General features: G+C 59.3%; 18 protein-coding genes. 7 read left to right on the forward strand and 11 right to left on the reverse strand.

Features of this window, described 5'->3' with window-relative positions; genetic code table 11:
* Positions 1-43: 43 nt before the first annotated feature.
* The 6 genes from phoU to AC3ITA_RS28395 all read right to left on the reverse strand — a co-directional run bounded on the left by phoU (position 44) and on the right by AC3ITA_RS28395 (position 8601).
* Entirely contained in the window at positions 44-805 is a 762-nt protein-coding gene (phoU, locus tag AC3ITA_RS28370) for a phosphate signaling complex protein PhoU (protein WP_057712724.1), read from the reverse strand.
* A gap of 121 nt (positions 806-926) precedes the next feature.
* On the reverse strand, positions 927-1760 hold the full coding sequence (gene pstB, locus AC3ITA_RS28375) for a phosphate ABC transporter ATP-binding protein PstB (protein WP_095943421.1): 834 nt from the start codon (positions 1758-1760) through the stop codon (positions 927-929).
* A 174-nt stretch (positions 1761-1934) separates the two neighbouring features.
* Entirely contained in the window at positions 1935-3605 is a 1671-nt protein-coding gene (gene pstA / locus AC3ITA_RS28380) for a phosphate ABC transporter permease PstA (RefSeq protein WP_095943422.1), read from the reverse strand.
* A 16-nt stretch (positions 3606-3621) separates the two neighbouring features.
* Complete coding sequence (locus AC3ITA_RS28385; RefSeq protein WP_191628367.1) at positions 3622-5655, reverse strand: ABC transporter permease subunit; 2034 nt, start codon at positions 5653-5655, stop codon at positions 3622-3624.
* Positions 5656-6066: 411 nt separating this feature from the next.
* A complete protein-coding gene (locus AC3ITA_RS28390; protein ID WP_095943424.1) occupies positions 6067-7068 on the reverse strand; it encodes a phosphate ABC transporter substrate-binding protein PstS in 1002 nt (333 codons plus the stop codon).
* 234 nt (positions 7069-7302) lie between these two features.
* Positions 7303-8601 (reverse strand): MFS transporter, encoded by a 1299-nt coding sequence (locus AC3ITA_RS28395; RefSeq protein WP_056726831.1) that lies wholly within the window; start codon positions 8599-8601, stop codon positions 7303-7305.
* A gap of 363 nt (positions 8602-8964) precedes the next feature.
* Between AC3ITA_RS28395 and AC3ITA_RS28400 the strand changes: the two genes are divergently transcribed.
* Positions 8965-9369 (forward strand): acyl-CoA thioesterase, encoded by a 405-nt coding sequence (locus AC3ITA_RS28400; protein WP_007942704.1) that lies wholly within the window; start codon positions 8965-8967, stop codon positions 9367-9369.
* Positions 9370-9438: 69 nt separating this feature from the next.
* The gene (locus AC3ITA_RS28405; protein ID WP_150671923.1) at positions 9439-10338 is read left to right on the forward strand and encodes a D-hexose-6-phosphate mutarotase; all 900 of its coding nucleotides are present in this window, start codon (positions 9439-9441) and stop codon (positions 10336-10338) included.
* 119 nt (positions 10339-10457) lie between these two features.
* On the opposite strand, the gene AC3ITA_RS28410 is transcribed toward AC3ITA_RS28405, so the two are convergent.
* The 4 genes from AC3ITA_RS28410 to purE form a co-directional block, all read right to left on the reverse strand.
* Positions 10458-10994: a DUF3299 domain-containing protein gene (locus AC3ITA_RS28410; protein WP_489278987.1), complete on the reverse strand. Its 537-nt coding sequence runs from the start codon at positions 10992-10994 to the stop codon at positions 10458-10460.
* Between the two features lie 86 nt (positions 10995-11080).
* Positions 11081-11326 (reverse strand): GlsB/YeaQ/YmgE family stress response membrane protein, encoded by a 246-nt coding sequence (locus AC3ITA_RS28415; protein ID WP_007928514.1) that lies wholly within the window; start codon positions 11324-11326, stop codon positions 11081-11083.
* A 113-nt stretch (positions 11327-11439) separates the two neighbouring features.
* Positions 11440-12522: a 5-(carboxyamino)imidazole ribonucleotide synthase gene (locus AC3ITA_RS28420; RefSeq protein ID WP_414929669.1), complete on the reverse strand. Its 1083-nt coding sequence runs from the start codon at positions 12520-12522 to the stop codon at positions 11440-11442.
* A gap of 11 nt (positions 12523-12533) precedes the next feature.
* Positions 12534-13025, reverse strand: a complete 492-nt coding sequence (gene purE, locus AC3ITA_RS28425; RefSeq protein WP_007971731.1) for a 5-(carboxyamino)imidazole ribonucleotide mutase — start codon at positions 13023-13025, stop codon at positions 12534-12536.
* A 511-nt stretch (positions 13026-13536) separates the two neighbouring features.
* On the opposite strand from purE, the gene AC3ITA_RS28430 reads away from it, so the two are divergent.
* Together AC3ITA_RS28430 and AC3ITA_RS28435 are read left to right on the forward strand one after the other, a co-directional pair.
* Complete coding sequence (locus AC3ITA_RS28430; protein ID WP_095943428.1) at positions 13537-14094, forward strand: reprolysin-like metallopeptidase; 558 nt, start codon at positions 13537-13539, stop codon at positions 14092-14094.
* A gap of 63 nt (positions 14095-14157) precedes the next feature.
* Positions 14158-14727 (forward strand): zinc metalloprotease, encoded by a 570-nt coding sequence (locus AC3ITA_RS28435; RefSeq protein ID WP_095943429.1) that lies wholly within the window; start codon positions 14158-14160, stop codon positions 14725-14727.
* A gap of 59 nt (positions 14728-14786) precedes the next feature.
* On the opposite strand, the gene AC3ITA_RS28440 is transcribed toward AC3ITA_RS28435, so the two are convergent.
* Entirely contained in the window at positions 14787-15698 is a 912-nt protein-coding gene (locus AC3ITA_RS28440) for a LysR substrate-binding domain-containing protein (protein ID WP_095943430.1), read from the reverse strand.
* 180 nt (positions 15699-15878) lie between these two features.
* Here AC3ITA_RS28440 and AC3ITA_RS28445 point away from each other — a divergent pair, with 180 nt between their 5' ends.
* The 3 genes from AC3ITA_RS28445 (at position 15879) to AC3ITA_RS28455 (ending at position 20386) form a co-directional block, all read left to right on the forward strand.
* Positions 15879-17303 carry an aspartate ammonia-lyase gene (locus tag AC3ITA_RS28445; protein WP_489278989.1) on the forward strand — a complete coding sequence of 475 codons (1425 nt, stop codon included), beginning with the start codon at positions 15879-15881 and terminating at the stop codon, positions 17301-17303.
* Positions 17304-17795: 492 nt separating this feature from the next.
* Positions 17796-19241, forward strand: a complete 1446-nt coding sequence (locus AC3ITA_RS28450) for an alanine/glycine:cation symporter family protein (RefSeq protein ID WP_489278991.1) — start codon at positions 17796-17798, stop codon at positions 19239-19241.
* Positions 19242-19381: 140 nt separating this feature from the next.
* Positions 19382-20386, forward strand: a complete 1005-nt coding sequence (locus AC3ITA_RS28455) for an asparaginase (RefSeq protein WP_489278993.1) — start codon at positions 19382-19384, stop codon at positions 20384-20386.
* Positions 20387-20477: the final 91 nt, after the last annotated feature.

Below are 20477 nucleotides of genomic sequence, written 5' to 3' on the forward strand. Positions count from 1 at the left end.
AAAAACGCCCGGCCAAAAGGCCGGGCGCTTTACTTGGGCAACCTTACTTATCGTCAGTTTTGCCCGGAACATTAGCGCTTTCGCCGGTTGTTCCTTCGACTTCTTCCTTCATGCGCTTAAGACCCAGGTGCCGCACGTCGGTGCCGCGTACCAGATAGATCACCAGCTCCGAGATATTGCGCGCGTGGTCGCCGATACGCTCCAGCGAACGCAGCACCCAGATAATGCTCAGAACCCGCGAAATGGAACGCGGATCTTCCATCATGTAGGTGGCCAGCTCACGCAGCGCGGTCTTGTATTCGCGGTCGATGATCTTGTCGTACTGCGCCACCGACAAGGCCAGTTCGGCGTCGAAACGGGCAAAGGCATCCAGTGCGTCGCGAACCATGTTGCGTACCTGGTCACCGATATGGCGCACTTCGACGTAACCGCGCGGCGCTTCGCCTTCTTCGCACAGCTGGATAGCGCGACGGGCGATCTTGGTCGCTTCGTCACCGATGCGCTCCAGGTCGATCACTGACTTGGAAATGCTGATGATCAGGCGCAGGTCGGACGCTGCCGGTTGACGACGGGCCAGAATGCGCAGGCATTCTTCGTCAATGTTGCGTTCCATCTGGTTGATCTGGTCGTCGATCTCGCGCACCTGCTGGGCCAGGCCGGAGTCGGCCTCGATCAGCGCGGTCACCGCGTCGTTGACCTGCTTCTCCACCAGCCCGCCCATGGCCAGGAGGTGACTGCGCACTTCCTCGAGCTCGGCGTTGAATTGCGCGGAAATGTGGTGGGTAAGGCCTTCTTTACTAATCATCTTTTTCGCTCCGCGAAAGTTGCAAGCTTCAAGCTGCAAGCTTCAAGCAGTTATGTACAAGTCCTGGAATCGCACCGGTTCTTTCTTGCCGCTTGCAGCTTGTAGCTCGCGGCGGCCTCAACTAGCCGTACCGACCCGTGATGTAGTCTTCGGTCTGCTTCTTCGCCGGATTGGTGAACAGGGTGTCGGTGTCGCCGAACTCCACCAGTTTGCCCATGTACATGAACGCCGTGTAGTCGGAAACCCGCGCGGCCTGTTGCATGTTGTGGGTCACGATGACGATGGTGAACTTGGATTTCAGTTCGTAGATCAGCTCTTCGACTTTCAGGGTGGAGATCGGGTCGAGTGCCGAGCACGGTTCGTCGAGCAGCAGTACTTCCGGCTCAACGGCGATGGTGCGGGCGATCACCAGACGCTGCTGCTGACCACCGGACAGGCCCAGTGCCGACTCGTGCAGACGGTCCTTGACCTCGTCCCACAGCGCCGCGCCTTTCAACGCCCACTCAACGGCTTCGTCGAGCACGCGCTTCTTGTTGATGCCCTGGATGCGCAGGCCGTAGACCACGTTTTCGTAGATGGTTTTCGGGAACGGGTTGGGCTTCTGGAACACCATGCCGACGCGACGACGCAGCTCGGCCACGTCTTCGCCCTTGCGGTAGATGTTGTTGCCGTACAGGTTGATCTCGCCTTCAACACGGCACCCGTCAACCAGGTCGTTCATGCGGTTGAAGGTACGCAACAGCGTCGACTTGCCACAGCCGGACGGGCCGATGAAGGCGGTCACGCGCTGTTTCGGGATGTTCATGCTGACGTCGAACAGCGCTTGTTTATCGCCGTAGAACAGGCTCAGGCCCGGCACTTCGATGGCTACGGTTTCCTGTTCGAGATTCAGGCTCTGTTTGTCGCGACCCAGGGCCGACATGTTGATGCCGTGGGTATGTGCTTCGTGCTGCATGGGAGGCTCCCTGTGCTAACAAATTCGGTTCGTTTTCCGCTGGCCTTGGCCTGCGGTTACACAATTCTTACTGTAGGAGCGAGCTTGCTCGCGATGGTCGTTCAGACACAGAAAATGTGTCGGATGTACCTTCTTCGCGAGCGGGCTCGCTCCCACAAGGTCCGCGCCGACCAATTAGCTATCCAGCGCCTTGTACTTCTCGCGCAGGTGGTTACGGATGTACACCGCCGACAGGTTCAATGTCGCGATCACCAGCACCAGCAGCAGCGCCGTGGCGTACACCAGCGGTCGTGCGGCTTCGACGTTCGGGCTCTGGAAGCCGACGTCATAGATGTGGAAGCCCAGGTGCATGATCTTCTGGTCCAGGTGCAGGTACGGGTAGTTACCGTCCACCGGCAGCGACGGCGCCAGTTTCACTACACCCACCAACATCAGCGGCGCCACTTCACCCGCGGCGCGGGCCACGGCGAGGATCATGCCGGTCATCATCGCCGGGCTGGCCATCGGCAGCACGATCTTCCACAAGGTTTCAGCCTTGGTCGCGCCGAGGGCCAACGAGCCTTCACGCACGGTGCGAGGAATCCGCGCCAGGCCTTCTTCAGTGGCCACGATCACCACCGGCACCGCCAGCAGCGCCAGGGTCAGCGAAGCCCAGAGCAGACCCGGTGTACCGAAGGTCGGTGCCGGCAGTGCTTCCGGGAAGAACAGACGGTCGAGCGAGCCACCCAGCACGTAGACGAAGAAACCCAGGCCGAACACGCCGTAAACAATGGCCGGAACGCCCGCCAGGTTGTTCACCGCGATGCGGATCACCCGGGTCAGCGCGTTCTGCTTGGCGTATTCACGCAGGTACACCGCCGCCAGCACGCCGAACGGGGTCACGATCATCGCCATGATCAGGGTCATCATCACGGTGCCGAAGATGGCCGGGAAGATCCCGCCTTCGGTGTTCGCTTCACGCGGGTCGTCGCTCAGGAACTCCCAGACCTTGCTGAAGTAGAAACCGATCTTGGTGGTCGTGCTCATGGCGTTCGGCTGATAGGCGTGAACCACTTTGCCGATGCCGATCTCAACTTCCTTACCGTTCGCATCGCGGGCGGTCAGGCTGTCGCGGTTGAACTGCGCATGAAGATCGCTCAGGCGCGCTTCAACTTCCTGATAACGAGCATTGAGTTCGGCGCGCTCCGATTCCATGTCTGCTTGTGCAGTGGCGTCGAGCTTGCCATCCAGCTCCAGTTTGCGACTGTGCAAACGGATGCGCTCGAGACCGGCATTGATCGCGCCGATGTCGGTCTTTTCCAGGTTCTTGAGCTGTGCAGCCAGCTTGTTGACACGGTCGACACGGGCCTGCAACTCAGGCCATGCGGCTTCGCCTTCAGCGACAACCTTGCCATCCTGTTTGACGTTGACCAGGTAACCGTAGAAGTTGCCCCACTCACGGCGCTCGATGGCCATCAGCTCAGGCGGCGTCGTCTGCTTGGTCAGCCACTCGCCGACGATCCAGGTGAAGTCATTGCCGTTCAGGTCACGGTTGCCGACCTTGATCAGCTCGCGGGTCATGAACTCCGGGCCTTCGTCAGGCACCGGCAGGCCGGCGCTCTTCAGACGGGCACGTGGCACTTCTTCCTTCTGTACGATTTCGCCGATCACCAGGTGATTGGCCTGGCCCGGTACGTCGTAACTGGCATGCACCAGATCCGCCGGCCAGAAGTGACCCAGGCCGCGCACGGCAATCACTGCCAGCAGGCCAATGGTCATGATGACCGCGATGGACACCGCGCCACCGCTGATCCAGACGCCGGGGGCGCCGCTCTTGAACCATCCTTTCAAGGAGTTCTGTTTCACAGACTTCTACCTTTGCTTAAAGCGACGAGTATTTCTTGCGCAGACGCTGACGAATCAGTTCTGCGAGGGTGTTCATGACGAAGGTGAACAACAGCAGTACCAACGCCGAGAGGAACAGCACGCGGTAGTGGCTGCCGCCGACTTCCGATTCGGGCATTTCCACTGCAACGTTGGCTGCCAGGGTGCGCAGGCCTTCGAACAGGTTCATTTCCATGACCGGGGTGTTACCGGTGGCCATCAACACGATCATGGTTTCACCGACCGCACGACCCATGCCGATCATCAGCGCCGAGAAGATGCCCGGGCTCGCGGTGAGGATCACCACGCGAGTCATGGTCTGCCATGGCGTGGCACCAAGGGCCAGGGAGCCCAGGGTCAGGCCGCGAGGCACACTGAACACGGCGTCTTCGGCGATGGAGTAGATGTTCGGGATGACCGCGAAGCCCATGGCCAAACCGACTACCAGGGCGTTGCGCTGGTCGTAGGTGATGCCCAGGTCGTGGGAAATCCACATGCGCATGTCGCCGCCGAAGAACCAGTTCTCCATGAACGGGCTCATGTACAGCGACAGCCAACCCACAAACAGGATCACTGGAATCAGCAGCGCACTTTCCCAGCCATCCGGGACTTTCAGGCGGATCGACTCAGGCAGGCGGCTGAAAGTGAAACCGGCGACCAGGATGCCGATCGGCAGCAACATCAGCAGGCTGAAGATGCCCGGCAAATGCCCTTCCACATACGGCGCGAGGAACAGGCCGGCGAAGAAACCGAGGATTACCGTCGGCATCGCTTCCATCAACTCGATCACCGGCTTGACCTTGCGGCGCATGCCTGGGGCCATGAAGTACGCGGTGTAGATCGCAGCGGCGACGGCCAGTGGAGCGGCTAGCAGCATGGCGTAGAACGCGGCTTTCAGGGTACCGAAGGTCAGCGGCGACAGGCTTAGCTTGGGTTCGAAGTCAGTGTTGGCGGCGGTCGATTGCCAGACGTATTTAGGCTCGTCGTAGTTCTCGTACCAGACCTTGCTCCACAGCGCGCTCCACGAGACTTCCGGGTGCGGGTTATCGAGCAGCAACGGGTGCAACTTGCCGCCGGCCTCCACGATCACGCGGTTGGCACGAGGCGACAGCCCGAAAATGCCCTGGCCTTCAGCGACCGGCTCCACCAGCAAGGTGCGGTGGGCGGTGCTGTGGAACACGCCGAGCTGGCCGGAAGCGTCGAGGGCAATGAAGCCCTTGCGGCGTTCTTCGGCAGTGATTTCAACGATAGGCGTGGTGCCCATCTGGAAGGTGCGGATCTGCTTCAGGCGTTGTTCGCCATCCGGATCGCGGGCCATGAACCACTGGGCCAGGCCACCTTTGGAGTCACCGATGATCAGCGAGATACCGCCCACAAGTTGGGTGCTGGCGGTGACTTGCGCTTCACCGTCTTCAAGCAGTTTGTAGCGACCGTTGAGGCTCTTGTCGCGCAGGCTGAATACGTCGGCCTGGGCACGCCCGTTGACCACGTAAAGCCACTGCTGACGCGGGTCGACGAAGATGTTCTTCACCGGCTCGGTCATTTGCGGCAGTTCGATGCGCTTCTGCTCGTTGGTGACTTCGCCGGTCATCATGTTCTCTTCGCTGGTCAGCGACAGGACATTGAGTTGCGAACCGGTGGAGCCGACCAGCATCAGGGTCGAATCGTTGGCGTTGAGACTGACATGCTCAAGCGCACCGCCGGCTTCGTTCAGGGCGATTGGCGCTTCGCCATACGGGTACTCGACGGCAGGGGTGATGGTTTTCTTGCCCTCCGGGTAACTGACTTTATAGGTGTGACGGAACACCAGCGCCTGGCCGTTGGACAGGCCCACCGCCACCAGCGGGTGACCTGGCTGGTCTTCTCCGATGGAGGTCACGGTGGTGCCGGCCGGGATCGACAGATCGACGCGCTTCAATTCAGCGCCACTGTCGATGTCGAAGAACAATGCCTGGCCCTTGTCGGAAACCCGCATCGCAACCTGGTTCTGCTCTTCCAGGGAGATCATCAGCGGCTTGCCGGCGTCTTGCATCCAGGCTGGCGTGATGGCGTCCCTGGACGTCAGGCTGGCACCCTGGAACAGGGGCGCGACGACGTAGGCAAGGAAGAAGAAGATCAAGGTGATCGCGCCCAGAACAGCGAGGCCGCCAACGAGGACGTACCAGCGGGTCAGGCGATCTTTGAGCGCGCGAATGCGGCGCTTGCGTTGTAGCTCAGGCGTATTGAAATCAATTCGCTTGGGGGGATTAGTAGTCATGTTGGAATTGGCCAGATCATTCATGCGCACACCCTAGCGATCCTGTATGACAGAAAGATGACAATGCAGTGACGCAACAAATCCGCCGCCTGGGGTAACCAGCAGCGGATACAGAATTAGAGGTGTATGGGGGCGGCTCCTGCCGCCCCCATGTGAGTCCAGAGGGGTCACTCTAGACTCAATTTGTTACTTTTTTGCGACTTCAGCGCCGCCTTCCGCCAGACCCAGATCAGCCAGAGCTTTGGCAGCTACTTTGGCTGGCAGTGGGATGTAACCGTCTTTCACTACGACTTCCTGACCCTGTTTCGACAGAACCAGTTTCACGAACTCGGCTTCCAGCGGGGCCAGAGGCTTGTTCGGGGCCTTGTTGACGTACACGTACAGGAAGCGGGACAGCGGGTACTTGCCGTTCAGGGCGTTTTCTTCAGTGTCTTCGACGAAGTCCTGGCTGCCTTTCTTGGCCAGGGCAACGGTTTTCACGCTAGCGGTCTTGTAACCGATGCCCGAGTAACCGATACCGTTCAGCGAGGAGCTGATCGACTGCACGACCGAAGCCGAACCTGGCTGCTCGTTCACGTTAGGCTTGTAGTCGCCTTTGCACAGGGCTTCTTCCTTGAAGTAGCCGTAGGTGCCGGATACCGAGTTACGACCGAACAGTTGAACCGGCTTGTTGGCCAGGTCGCCGGTCACGCCCAGGTCACCCCAGGTCTTGACTTCGGTTTTAGCGCCGCACAGACGAGTGGACGAGAAGATCGCGTCAACTTGCTCCATGGTCAGGTGCTGGATCGGGTTGTCCTTGTGTACGAATACCGCCAGGGCGTCCACTGCAACCGGGATAGCGGTTGGCTTGTAGCCGTACTTCTGCTCGAAGGCAGCCAGTTCGGTGTCCTTCATCTTGCGGCTCATCGGGCCCAGGTTGGAGGTGCCTTCAGTCAGCGCAGGTGGCGCAGTGGCGGAGCCAGCGGCCTGAATCTGGATGTTTACGTTCGGGTATTCTTTTTTGTAGTTCTCAGCCCAGAGGGTCATGAGGTTGGCCAGGGTATCGGAGCCGACGCTGGACAGGTTGCCCGACACACCAGTGGTCTTGGTGTAGCTCGGGATAGCAGGGTCAACAGCGGCAACCGCGTTGGCAGTCGCAACGCCAGCAGCGACAAAAGTCATTGCCGCCATCAAACGCTTCAGTTTCATGCCTTACTCCTAGCAGATAGGGTGTGTTATTCGGGGCCAAGTATCAGCAGGCCGTGTGAACACTCTATGGCTGAAATATGACAATTGGATGAAAGGCCAGTATTCGGGTTTTTACTGGATGATTCACGGCGCCCTCAGTCGCTAGCAGGCTAGCTCCCACAGTTGAAACGCATTCCAATGTGGGAGCTAGCCTGCTAGCGATGTGGCCTTTATAGACGATGTAAAAAGTCGAGATTAACGACCCTTCTTCCAGAGATATGCCCCCACCAGAATCCCGACCCCACACAGCACCGCCACATAATAAGCAGGCCCCATCGCACTCTCCTTGAGCAACAGGCTGACGATCATCGGCGTCAGGCCACCGAAAATCGCGTAGGCGACGTTGTAGGAGAACGACAGGCCGCTGAAACGCACCACCGGCGGGAAGGCCTTGACCATCACATACGGCACCGCACCGATGGTGCCGACCAGCAGACCGGTCAGGGCATACATCGGGAACAACCAGTCGGGATGATCGGCCAGGCTGTGATAGAAGGTCCAGGAGCTGGCAAGCAGCGCGGTACAGCCGATCACGAAGACTCGTCCCGCACCGAAGCGGTCGGCCAGTGCGCCGGCAATGATGCATCCAAAACTCAGGAACACGATCGCCACGCTGTTGGCCTGCAGGGACGTGGTTGGCGAGAAGTGATAGACCGTCTGCAACACTGTCGGGGTCATCAGGATCAGCACCACGATGGCGGCCGACAGCAACCAGGTCAGCAGCATCGAAATGGCAATCGCGCCACGATGGTCACGCAGCACCGCACGCAACGGCACTTCTTCGGCCAGGGCCTTGCGCTGTTGCAGTTCGGCAAACACCGGAGTTTCGTGCAGCCAGCGACGCAGGTACACCGAGAACAGACCGAACACGCCTCCGAGCAGGAACGGAATCCGCCAGGCGTAATCCGCAACTTCCACCGGGGTATAGAGGCTGTTGATCGCCGTGGCAACCAGCGAGCCGAGCAGGATGCCCGCCGTGAGGCCACTGGTCAGGGTGCCGCAGGCGTAGCCGACATGCCGCTGCGGAACGTGCTCGGAAACGAAGACCCATGCCCCCGGCACTTCACCACCAATGGCCGCGCCCTGGATCACCCGCATCAGCAACAGCAGAATCGGCGCCCACATGCCGATCTGCGCGTAAGTCGGCAGCAAACCCATGATCAAGGTCGGCACCGCCATCATGAAAATACTCAGGGTGAACATTTTCTTGCGACCCAACAGGTCGCCGAAGTGCGCCATCACGATGCCGCCCAACGGCCGCGCCAGGTAGCCGGCGGCGAAGATACCGAAGGTCTGCATCAGGCGTAGCCACTCAGGCATGTCCGCCGGGAAGAACAGCTTGCCCACCACCGTGGCGAAGAACACGAAGATGATGAAATCGTAGAACTCCAGCGCGCCGCCCAAGGCAGACAGCGATAGAGTCTTGTAGTCGTTGCGGGTCAGCGGACGTGCGGGTTGGTCTGGCTGCGCGATGCTCGAGGGCGCTGTGGTCATGGCAAGGGCTTCTCTTATAGTCGGATCTGCAACCTCAACAACGCTGGCTGAGGTTTGGGCAGGTCCGGCACGATAGCAAATTGTTCGAAAAAGCACATAGAGGTGCGTTTTTGACAGTCAAAATGAGAACCGGACGGTCGTCGCGGAGTCTACCGACCGATATACTCAAAGCCTGCTCCGGTTTTTGAGGGGTTGCTGTGCGAAAGCGCCTGTCAGGTTCATAGGCGATTTCGCAGAGTTTCCCTTTAGGCGCCTGATGGAAAACGTGACGAACGTAGTATGTTCGGTGCTGAATCGTTTTTCCCGAAGACGGCTACCACCAGCAATACCAACGAAGAGTCACGGGTCAGAGGCACCCCCGGAATGATAGAGCTCGAACAAGAAGATCCGATCCCGCAAGGCGACCTGGCCCTGCAAATCACCGCGCTTCCTCGCGAAACCAACGGCTTTGGCGATATTTTCGGCGGCTGGCTGGTGGCGCAGATGGATTTGGCGGGCACCGCGATGGCCAGCAAGGTCGCCGGAGGGCGCGTTGCCACCGTTGCAATCGACCGTATGGCGTTTCTGGTTCCGGTGGCGGTGGGCGCTCAGCTCTCCTTTTATACCCAGGCCCTGGAAATCGGCCGCAGCTCGATCAAGATGATGGTCGAGGTCTGGAGCGACGATCCACTGTCCAGCGAGTGGCGTAAAGTGACCGAAGCGGTGTTTGTGTTCGTTGCCATCGACGGCAGCGGTCGCACCCGTTCGGTTCCGCCCCGGGCTCGCTGAAAGAGCTTCTAAACCTGGTAGCCGTTTTGCGGTCGATAGTCGTCCACGTTACTGATCGAGAGCTGTCCCATGAGCATGCCCAATGTTGAAGCCGTAAAACTGGATGAACTGAACTGCTGGCGCATCCGCCACGGTCAGGCCGAATTACTGGTGGCCCAGCAAGGCGCGCACATCCTCAGCTATCAATTGGCCGGCCAGCCGCCGCTGATCTGGCTCAACGACGAGGCTGTGTTCAAGACCGGCAAGAGCATTCGCGCCGGCGTGCCGGTGTGCTGGCCATGGTTCGGCAACTTTGCGCGCAACCCGCAAAGCGTTCAGGCGATGCGCACCAGCAATGAAGCGCCGTCGGCTCACGGCTTCGTGCGAGCGATGGATTGGGAGTTGGGCGGCATCGAAGCCGAAGGCGAAAGCCTGAAGGTCGAATTCCTCCTGCCCTACCCCGAAGGCGGCTTTCCCGGCTGGCCGCACCAGGTGGATCTGACGCTGAGCATTCGCCTCGACGAGCAATTGCACATCCATCTGATCAGCCACAACCGGGGCGCTGAAACCGTCAGCATCAGCCAGGCGCTGCACAGCTATTTTGCCGTCAGCGATGTGCGTGAGGTGCATGTCGAAGGCGTGGATGGCTTGAGCTACATCGAAACCCTGGAAGACTGGAAAACCAGGCAACAACTCGGTGATCTGCGCTTTATTGGGGAGACCGATCGCATCTATCTCGATGCCCCGCCACTGTTGAGCATCGTCGACCCGACCTGGGAGCGACGCATCGAACTGACCAGCAGCGGATCACGTACGGCGGTGATCTGGAACCCGTGGATCGACCGCGCCGCCGCGTTCAGCGACATGGCCGACGATGGCTGGCAGCGCATGCTATGCATCGAGACGGCGAACGTGATGGGCGATGTGGTGAACCTGAAACCAGGTGCCAGCCATATGCTGGGCGTGAGCGTCGGTAGCAAGCCGCTCTAAGCAACACCACAAAACCAATGTGGGAGCGAGATTGCTCGCGATGAGGTCACCACATCCAACATCATCGTTGGCTGTCAGGCCGCTATCGCGAGCAGGCTCGCTCCCACATTTGGATCTCCTTACAGATCCGACTCTTCCACCACACGTACCTTCTGCGCATCCAGCGCATACGCCGCATCGGCCAGGTCATTGCTGACCTTTTCGACTTTCAGCGTGCCGGTGACCCACAGCGGCGTGTAGATATCGTTCAACTTCAGGCCCTTTGGATAGCGCACCAGCACCAACTGGTTGGGCGGCGGCGGTGGCACATGGATGCACGCGCCCGGATACGGCACCAGGAAGAACAACGTACTGCGGCCCTTGGCATCGGACTCCAGCGGCACGGGGTACCCGCCAATGCGGATGTTCTTGTCGTTCATCGACGCAACGGTCTTCGTCGAGTACATAACCGCCGGCAAGCCTTTGGCCTGCTTCATCCCACCCTTGTCGGTGAAAGTGCCGTTGGCTTCAGGGGAGTTGTGGTCGATTTCAGGCATGGCCTCGAGGGCCTTCTGGTCCGACTTGGGCATCAATTCGAGCCAATCGGTTTCCGGCAATTCGCCGGCATGGGCAAAGCCCGAACCCAGTAAAACAAGAGTCAGTAAAAGACGGCGCATGAAGGTGCTCGGTAAAGGGAAGAACAGGGAACACCGAGCATTCTAGCCCTCCCGGCCGGTTTGGCGGAGAGGGCTTGTCGCCTGGATCAGTTCTTTTTGACCAGTCCGTAGATCACCAGCAACACAACGGCGCCCACCAGCGCACCGATGAAGCCTGCGCCTTGGCCAGCCTGATAGATGCCCAGAGCTTGACCGCCGTAAGTGGCCGCCAGCGAACCGCCGATACCGAGCAGGATGGTCATGATCCAGCCCATGCTGTCATCGCCCGGTTTCAGAAACCGCGCCAGCAGGCCGACAATCAAGCCGATAAAGATGGTTCCGATGATTCCCATGGCATTTCCCTCTGATTGAATTGGCTGAGTCCTAGCCAAAGCCTAGTCAGACTTTGGCATCCTGCCATGAGAGAACGGCGGCCCCTGAATGGTTCCGCCGCAGCCACATGAAACTATTCGGCGATCAGCGCTTCGACCTTGAGGATCTGCGCGGTGAGCGTTTCGCGATCCGCGCATCGCAGGTTGGCGTGACCGACCTTGCGGCCGACCTTGAAGGCCTTGCCGTAGTGATGCAGATGGCAATCGGCGATGGCCACGACCTTCTCGGTGTCCGGCACCTTGCCGATGAAGTTGAGCATCGCGCTTTCGCCGACCTTGGCGGTCGAGCCCAACGGCAGACCGGCAACGGCTCGCAAGTGGTTTTCGAATTGGCTGCACTCGGCGCCTTCGGTAGTCCAGTGCCCTGAGTTGTGCACCCGGGGGGCAATTTCGTTGGCCTTGAGGCCACCGTCGACTTCAAAGAACTCGAACGCCATCACGCCGACGTAATCCAGCTGCTTGAGCACACGGCTGGAGTAGTCTTCGGCCAAGGCTTGCAACGGGTGATCGGTACTGGCCACGGACAGTTTGAGGATGCCGCTTTCGTGGGTGTTGTGCACCAGCGGATAGAACCGGGTCTCACCGTCGCGGGCACGCACGGCGATCAGCGAAACTTCACCGGTGAACGGCACGAAACCTTCCAGCAGGCAGGCCACGCTGCCCAGTTCGGCAAAGGTGCCAACCACATCTTCAGGGGTGCGCAGGACTTTCTGGCCCTTGCCGTCATAACCCAGGGTACGGGTCTTCAGCACCGCCGGCAGACCGATGGAAGCCACGGCGGCGTCGAGATCAGCCTGAGACTGAATGTCGGCGAACGCCGGGGTAGGAATCCCCAGGTCCTTGAACATGCTCTTCTCGAACCAGCGATCGCGGGCGATGCGCAGCGCTTCGGCACTCGGATAGACCGGGACGAATTGCGACAGGAAAGCCACGGTCTCGGCCGGCACGCTTTCGAACTCGAAGGTCACCAGATCGACTTCATCGGCCAGCTGACGCAGGTGATCCTGATCGCCGTAATCGGCCCGCAGGTGTTCGCCCAAAGCGGCTGCGCAAGCATCCGGCGCCGGGTCCAGGAAAGCGAAGTTCATGCCCAGCGGAGTGCCCGCCAGCGCCAACATGCGACCCAACTGGCCGCCACCGATTACACCGATCTTCATCGTCAACAACCTCAGGCGATGCGTGGGTCTGGATTTTCCAGGACGCTGTCTGTCTGCTCAGCACGGAAGGTTTTCAGCACCGCGTGGAACTGCGGGTGCTTGGCGCCAAGGATACTCGCTGACAGCAGCGCTGCGTTGATCGCGCCCGCCTTGCCGATGGCCAGGGTGGCGACCGGAATGCCTGCTGGCATCTGCACAATGGAAAGCAGCGAATCAACACCTGACAGCATTGCCGATTGTACGGGTACGCCCAGCACCGGCAGGTGGGTCTTGGCCGCACACATGCCAGGCAAGTGGGCCGCGCCACCGGCACCGGCGATGATCACCTCGATGCCACGCGCCTCGGCTTCTTCAGCGTACTGGAACAGCAGGTCCGGGGTGCGGTGGGCAGAAACCACTTTCACCTCGTAGGGGATGCCGAGCTTTTCCAGCATATCGGCGGTGTGGCTAAGGGTGGACCAATCGGACTTGGAGCCCATGATCACGCCAACCAGTGCACTCATCGTCGTGCCTCTTCTCTCTGGGCGCCCGCAGGCGCGTCAAAAAACAACAAGCCACGCAGGATGCGTGGCTTGATTGTACGAATTATGGCCGGTCGTAACCGGCCGAAGGCCGCGCAGTATACCTCAATGAGGCAGATAAACAGCCCCTGTTGCGACCATCTGTCATTCACCTCAAAGCGGCGTATTTATTGACTCAAAGGTCAGCCGACATACCTCCTCTGGAAGAAGACGATTCAGCCAGCCGAACGCGCAACTTTCCACATTTCTAAAAGATCTTAAACCCACGCCTTATAATAGTCAGCACTGCGCAATAGAAAGAAATAAACGTTCACTCGCAAATACATCACAGCACCGCTAATTTAATCATCGCAAGCCTATTTAAATCCAGGCATACATACCAACCAGCAAAAGCTGAATGCCTATCAATATTGAGCGCACCTTGAAAGGAGCTCAATTACCGAACAGCAAAACAAAAAAAGCCATCACCACTTAAACTTTCAAGAGAACTACCATGCCAAAACGTCAAATCATGTTGACCGTCTTCGTCCATGAAGACCTGACCGGCTACAACGAAGACAAGCTCTACCTCGATCATTTTGACTGGATAGCAGATACAATTGCACGGATTTCTGCCCGTACAATGGACGTCACATTTGTCCCCCCATCAGACGCCCCATTTATAAGCAACCTCGACTATAAAACCGAGGACCTGGCCAATCTGTTAAATACACTACAGGATAAAATCCTGGAGTACGTCGAGTCACTCCAGCCCGATGACTACCTTCACAAATTTTTGCTATTAACGCGTGACGACATCAACGATAAAACCTTGGGAGTTGCCTATGCCCCGGGTATTGCAGGAGTCGCTTCGACTACATATAAAGTCACCGCTGCTCACGAGATTGGTCATATGTTCAATGCGAACCATGAAGATGCCGAAGAAAGTGTCTCTACTTACTATGGCCCCGCTAAATCTACCATGTACGCTACTGCAGATGGACCTATTGCGTTCCGCTTCAGCAAAACAAACGAGGAGAACATCCGTCGCTACCTCAATCAAGCCGATTGATTCTGAATAACACTTCCTTCGGCATATCAACCGCTGAGGCCAAAGCCTCTTGGAGGCTCTTCAATGCCACGTCCATTGTTGCTACTTGTTTTCATCCACAAAGACCTTTCTGACTACAAGACCAATGAACTTTATGAGAACCACTTCAACTGGCTATCAGAGGAATTCGAAACACTATCCGGACGGCCATTTGCGATCATCTTCATACCTCCCTCAGATGCGCCAACGCTTAGTGACCACTCTTATAAAATTGATACGCCTGAACAAGCGCTTCATGACTGGTATCTAAAAGTCGAGGAACAAAAAATGACCTACACCTATGGCAGCTACGACGATCACACTCGAAAGTTCCTTCTGCTGACACGCGACAACCTCAACAGCTCTACTGCCGGAATTGCCAGCCCCAAGGGCTATTGTGCAATTTCATCTATTCGCGGCAACCAGACTCCCGCCCATGAAGCGGGTCACATGTTCGGTGCAACACATGAGGACTATGAGGTTTATTACAACGGCTGGTGGGACGAAACCATCATGGCGCCGGGTACAGGTTTTTCCGCGCTCAGGGGGGACGCCAAGCGCTTCAGCGACAAAAACAGGGAAAACATCCGTAATTATCTCGAAGAGTACGCTTGAGACGCTTTGAATCACGGCAAAGAGTGAAAACAGAAATGGCTTTCACTCTTTACTCTCCTTCAGCTACTTGAGCCCGCCGCCCCACCCTCCAGCTTGCGCCACAACAACCGCACGTTGGCCTTGCGCACCAGCGCACAGCGGTACAGACGAATCTCCAGCGGCACATGCCACTGCGGCCCGCCGCAGACCACCAGCTCACCTCGCGCCAGCTCGGCACGCACACTCAGTTGCGGCACCCAGGCGATGCCCAGGCCTTCCAGGGCCATGCTTTTCAGGCTGTCGGCCATGGCGGTTTCGTAGATGGTGGTGAAGCGTAGCGCCCGTTGACGAAGCAGCATGTTCACCGAACGGCCGAGAAACGCACCGGCGCTGTACGCCAGTAGCGGCACGCTGCCTTCGCCTTCCAGATCGAACAGCGGTTTGCCGTCGGCGTCGGCTGCGCAGACCGGCAGCATCTCGGTGTGGCCAAGGTGCAACGAAGGGAAGATTTCCGGGTCCATCTGCATGGCGGCGTCCGGGTCGTAGAACGCCAGCATCAGATCGCAGCCGCCTTCGCGCAACGCATGCACCGCGTCACCGACGTTGGTCGCCACCAGCCGCGTGGCGATGTTCAGGCCTTCGTTGCGTAACTGCGCGATCCAGCGCGGAAAGAAACCGAGCGCCAGGGAGTGCGCGGCAGCGACCTGCATCACTTCACCCTGCCCGCCTTCCAGGTGATGTAGATGGCGCAGCACTTCGCCCAGTTGCTCGACCACGGTGCGTGCGGTAACCAGAAACAATTGCCCTGCCGCCGTCAGCTCCACCGGCGTGCGTGAACGGTTGACCAGGGTCAGCCCCAACGCCGCCTCCAGGCTGCGGATTCGCCGGCTGAACGCGGGCTGCGTCACGAAGCGCCGCTCGGCGGCCTGGGAGAAACTGCGGGTGGCGGCCAAGGCACTGAAGTCCTCCAGCCATTTGCTTTCCAGATTCATCACGTCCTCCCGGACACGCACCAATTTAGGTCACACGTTCGCCATCAAGCCAGCGTCACACGGGCATTATGCCGAATATGCATAGCCTAGTGTTTAACAGCATTGGCCCAAAATTCTCCACAGGCCTAGCATTCGCAGCGTTCCGGCACAGACCGGGTTCATATTGAGATGATTTCTATCATGTCCTCCGCTGCATCATTCCGCACAGAAAATGACCTGCTTGGCGCCCTCGAAGTACCGGCTCAAGCGTATTACGGTATCCAGACCCTGCGAGCGGTGAATAACTTCCGCCTTTCGGGCGTTCCGATTTCGCACTACCCGAAACTGGTTGTCGGTCTGGCCATGGTTAAACAGGCCGCTGCTGACGCCAACCGTGAGCTGGGTCACCTGAGCGAAGCCAAGCACGCCGCCATCAGCGAAGCCTGTGCACGTTTGATCCGCGGCGACTTCCACGAAGAGTTCGTGGTGGACATGATTCAAGGCGGCGCTGGCACTTCGACCAACATGAATGCCAACGAAGTCATCGCCAACATCGCGCTGGAGGCCATGGGTCACCAGAAAGGCGAGTACCAGTACCTGCACCCGAACGACGACGTGAACATGGCGCAGTCGACCAACGACGCGTATCCAACGGCAATCCGTCTGGGTCTGTTGCTGGGTCACGACGCCCTGCTCGCCAGCCTCGACAGCCTGATTCAGGCGCTCGCGGCCAAGGGTGAAGAATTCAACCACGTCCTGAAGATGGGTCGTACCCAACTGCAAGACGCCGTGCCGATGACCCTGGGTCAGGAATTCCGTGCGTTCGCCACCACCATGGGCGAAGACCTGGCCCGCCTGAAGACGCTGGCCCCGGAACTGCTGACTGAAGTGAACCTGGGCGGCACCGCGATCGGTACCGGTATCAACGCCGACCCGCGTTATCAGGCTCTGGCTGTTCAGCGTCTGGCAGTGATCAGCGGCCAACCGCTGGTACCGGCCGCCGACCTGATCGAAGCCACCTCCGACATGGGCGCCTTCGTGTTGTTCTCCGGCATGCTCAAGCGTACCGCGGTCAAACTGTCGAAAATTTGTAACGATCTGCGCCTGCTGTCCAGCGGCCCGCGTACCGGCATCAACGAGATCAACCTGCCGGCACGGCAGCCAGGCAGTTCGATCATGCCAGGCAAAGTCAACCCGGTAATTCCGGAAGCGGTCAACCAGGTGGCGTTCCAGATCATCGGTAACGACCTGGCCCTGACCATCGCGGCCGAAGGCGGCCAGCTGCAACTGAACGTGATGGAGCCGCTGATCGCCTTCAAGATCTTCGACTCGATCCGCCTGCTGCAACGCGCCATGGACATGCTGCGCGAGCACTGCATCGTCGGCATCACCGCCAACGAAGCCCGCTGCCGCGAACTGGTCGAGCACTCGATCGGCCTGGTCACCGCGCTGAACCCGTACATCGGCTACAAAAATGCCACCCGCATCGCCGGCCTCGCCCTTGAAAGCGGCCGCGGCGTGCTGGAACTGGTGCGCGAAGAAGGTCTGCTCGACGAAGCCATGCTCGCCGACATCCTGCGCCCGGAAAACATGATTGCTCCGCGTCTGGTGCCCCTGAAGGCATAACCCGACGCGTTACTTGTAGCACCGCTCACCAGGTCGAGGGACTAGACACCTCTCACCTTTTGAGGGCTTGGGGATTTAGTCCCCAGGCCCTTTTTTTTAACTGTTTTGTAGGAGCGAGCTTGCTCGCGAAGATGTTTAACGATAACGCGTAAACCTGATGGCCAACGGCGCCCTTGAGTTTTTCGCGAGCGAGCTCGCTCCTACAGGAGCCCGGCGCCGGTAACGTCGGGTGTTTCAAAGGCTTCGCTTCACCGAATGGACCACAACCGTGCAGACGGACGGCACTGTCATCGGTATAGTGCCGCCCCTCTTCGTGTGAGCGGTCGTCGGTAGCGAGGCCACAACCCATGCGAAACCCGAACTAATAACAAACCCGCGATATGAAACCGGGACGAACGTCGAACCGCCCATTGTGCCGTGCGCCAAGGGGTGTAACTCGATGTGTCTATCCGGCCAGCATTTGCCTACACAAAAAACAGCGAGGAATAATCCATGCTCGAAGTCATCAACGACTTCCTCTCAGGGAAAGTACTGATCGTGCTCATTGTCGGGCTCGGTAGCTACTTCACGATCCGCTCGCGTTTCGTTCAATTGCGTCACTTCTTCCACATGTTCGCGGTGTTCCGCGACAGCCTCAAAAGCAGCGCCGGACAACTGAGTTCGTTCCAGGCCCTGATGCTCAGCCTCGCCGGCCGCGTCGGTGCGGGCAACATCGCCGGTGTCGGCATTGCCGTGACCCTCGGTGGCCCCGGCGCCGTGTTCTGGATGTGGGTGACCGCGCTGGTCGGCATGTCCAGCAGCTTCTTCGAATGCTCCCTCGGCCAGCTCTACAAGCGCTGCGACTCCGAAGGCCAGTTCCGTGGTGGCCCGTCCTATTACATCCAGCACGGCCTGCAAAAACGCTGGTTGGGCATGCTGATGGCATTCCTGCTGCTGGTGACGTTCGGCTTCGCCTTCAACGGCCTGCAAGCCCACGCCGTGACGCACTCGCTGAACAACGCGTTCGGCCTCGACACCACTTACACCGGTATCGGTCTGGCTGTGCTTTTGGGCCTGGTGTTCATCGGCGGGATCAAGCGCATCGCCAAGGTCGCCGACTTGTTGGTGCCGGTGAAAACCCTGGTGTACATCGGCGTGACCCTCTACGTGATCGTGCTGCAGTTCGACCATGTGCCGGGCATGCTGATGACTATCGTCAAGAGCGCCTTCGGTCTGGACCAGGCCTTCGGCGGCCTGATCGGCAGCGCTATCGTCATGGGCGTGAAGCGGGGCGTGTTCGCCAACGAAGCAGGCCTGGGCAGTGCGCCGAACGTGGCGGCGGTCGCGGCGGTCGAGCACCCGGTGGCACAAGGTGTGGTTCAGGCGTTCAGCGTGTTCCTCGATACCTTCGTGATCTGCACCTGCACCGCGCTGCTGATCCTGCTCTCCGGCTTCTACACCCCGGGCTTCGAAGGCGACGGCATTGCCCTGACCCAGAACTCCCTGGCCGCCGTGGTCGGTGACTGGGGCCGGATGTTCATCTCCGTGGCCCTGGCGTTGTTCGTGTTCACCTCGATCCTCTACAACTACTACTTGGGCGAGAACAACCTGCGCTTTTTGATCGGTGAAAACCGCAAGGCGCTGATGGGCTATCGGGCGCTGGTACTGGTGTTGATTTTCTGGGGCGCCATCGAAAACCTCGGCACCGTATTTGCCTTCGCCGACATCACCATGACCATGCTCGCGTTCGTCAACCTGATCGCGCTGTTCCTGCTGTTCAAGGTCGGCATGCGCATCCTGCGTGACTACGATGACCAGCGCGCCGCCGGGATCAAGACGCCGGTGTTCGACTCGGCCAAGTTCCCGGACCTGGACCTGGACCGCCAGGCATGGCCGGCCAATCCGCCAGCCGCTCAGGCTGAAGCGACGCTAAAGGCCGCGACCGCAGCGCAACACTGATCGGTTAAAGTGCGGAAATCCCATGTGGGAGCGAGCCTGCTCGCGAATGCGGACTGACATTCAATATTGATGTCGACTGACACACCGCTATCGCGAGCAGGCTCGCTCCCACAAGGAAGTCATCGATTTCGGAGATTCCCATGAATTCCTCGACCTATCCTGCCGCCCAGCACGTCATGGTGCTCTACACCGGCGGCACCATCGGCATGCAGGCCAGCGCCAACGGCCTGGCCCCGGCGTCCGGTTTCGAAGCGAGAATGCGCGACTACCTGCACAGCCAGCCCGAGCTGGTTGTGCCGCAATGGCGCTTTCGCGAGATGTCGCCGCTGATCGACAGCGCCAACATGACCCCGACGTACTGGCAGCAGTTGCGTGAAGCGGTGGTCGATGCGGTGGATGTTCAAGGCTGCGACAGCGTGCTGATCCTGCATGGTACCGACACCCTGGCCTACAGCGCGGCCGCCATGAGTTTTCAATTGTTGGGCCTGCACGCCCGCGTATGCTTCACCGGCTCGATGCTGCCGGCCGGCGTCACCGATAGCGATGCCTGGGAAAACCTCGGCGGCGCGCTGGTCGCACTGGGCCAGGGCCTGGCGCCGGGTGTGCATCTGTACTTCCATGGCGAACTGCTGGACCCGACCCGCTGCGCGAAGGTGCGCAGTTTTGGTCGGCATCCTTTCAAGCGCCTGGAGCGTCAGGGCGGTGGAGTGACAGTGCCTTCGCTGCCAACACAGTTGAATTACAACCAGCCCAAACAATTGACGAACGTCGCGGTGCTGCCGCTCTTCCCCGGCATCAGCGCCGAGGTGCTGGATGGTTTGCTCGACAGCGGCATTCAGGGCCTGGTGCTGGAGTGCTACGGCAGCGGCACCGGCCCGAGCGACAACCCCGGGTTTCTCGCCAGCCTTGGCCATGCGCGGGACAAAGGCGTGGTCGTGGTAGCGGTCACGCAATGCCACGAAGGCGGGGTTGAACTGGACGTCTATGAAGCCGGCAGTCGTTTGCGCGGTGTGGGCGTATTGTCCGGTGGCGGCATGACCCGTGAAGCAGCGTTCGGCAAGTTGCATGGGTTGTTGGGTACAGGGCTTGATACGGATGAAGTCCGTCGGCTCGTCGAACTCGACCTGTGCGGCGAGCTGAGCTGAGCCTCCCCTTGTAGGAGCGAGCCTGCTCGCGATAGCGGTCTACCATTCACATTGATGTGACTGATCCACCGTCATCGCGAGCAGGCTCGCT

Source organism: Pseudomonas sp. GL_090 (genome assembly GCF_057837765.1).